The 308-nt window shown below is 69.8% G+C and carries 1 protein-coding gene; it reads left to right on the top strand.

What is annotated here, in order from left to right:
- Positions 1-308 (top strand): flagellar biosynthetic protein FliR (locus JT719_RS24525; protein ID WP_207436413.1); only part of this gene is annotated, 308 nt, incomplete at both ends.

Below are 308 nucleotides of genomic sequence, written 5' to 3'. Positions count from 1 at the left end.
ACGGTGGCCCGGCTGCTGATGAGCGCGCTGGAGGTGGCGGGTGCGGTGATCGGCGTGCAGGCCGGCCTCGCCAACGCCCAGGTCTTCAACCCGGCGCTGGCGAGCCAGGGGACTCTGCTGGGCGCGCTGATGGGCTGGCTCGGGCTGCTGCTGATCTTCATCACGAACATGCACCACCTGCTGATCCTGGCGGTGGTGGACAGCTACGCGATGTTCGTGCCCGGCGCGCCGCTGCCGGTGGACGACATGGCGAACGCCATCGGCCAGCTCGTGGCGCGCAGCTTCCTGATCGGCGTGCAGATGTCGGC

It is taken from the genome of Sabulibacter ruber (genome assembly GCF_017355955.1).
Classification (GTDB): Bacteria; Bacteroidota; Bacteroidia; order Cytophagales; family Hymenobacteraceae; genus Nibribacter; species Nibribacter ruber_A.
The sequence above is the reverse complement of the archived record's forward strand: the minus strand, read 5'-3'. Positions and strand labels throughout refer to the sequence as shown.